Below are 693 nucleotides of genomic sequence, written 5' to 3' on the forward strand. Positions count from 1 at the left end.
GGATCGGTGATTAGGACTAAGTCGTAACAAGGTAGCCGTACCGGAAGGTGCGGCTGGATCACCTCCTTTCTAAGGAGCATCTGGACACCGCAGGGTGTTTCAGGCGCCAGATCAAAGCGAATGTCTTTGCTGGTAGCTCATGGGTGGAACATTGAACTAGGTGCTCGGTGAGATCGTCTCGCGTCAGTACAGCCTTCGGGTTGGGAACGCGTCGGGGCGGTGGAGTCGGGTACATGCACGCTGTTGGGTCCTGAGGGACCGGGCCGGCTGCCTTCGGGTGGCGGGGTCGACTCTCCGGATCCTTTTCTCACGCCTGGGTGTGTGGGAGAGGGATACCGCCCGTATTTTGAGAACTACACAGTGGACGCGAGCATCTTAGATTCACGGCTTCGGTCGTGGATCGACAAGATTCGCATGGCGCGGCTTTCGGGCTGCGGTCATGCAAATCATTGGATCTGCAACTTTTCGAGTTGTAGTTTCTTAACTCATGTGATTAGCAAGTTCATAAGAGCAAACGGTGAATGCCTTGGCATCTGGAGCCGAAGAAGGACGTCGTAATCTGCGATAAGCCTCGGGGAGCTGATAAACGAGCTTTGATCCGAGGATTTCCGAATGGGGAAACCCCGCCAGGCCCCTTGTGGTGACCTGGTGACTCCCGCCTGAATATATAGGGCGGGTAGAGGGAACGTGGGG

General features: G+C 56.0%; 2 rRNA genes. Both read left to right on the plus strand.

The window, feature by feature from the left end:
* Positions 1-69: ribosomal RNA gene (locus tag C5C63_RS16630) — 16S ribosomal RNA — on the plus strand; the annotation flags it as partial.
* Positions 70-494: 425 nt separating this feature from the next.
* Positions 495-693: ribosomal RNA gene (locus C5C63_RS16635) — 23S ribosomal RNA — on the plus strand; the annotation flags it as partial.

It is taken from the genome of Rathayibacter sp. AY1B8 (genome assembly GCF_002932775.1).
Lineage (GTDB): Bacteria > Actinomycetota > Actinomycetes > Actinomycetales > Microbacteriaceae > Rathayibacter.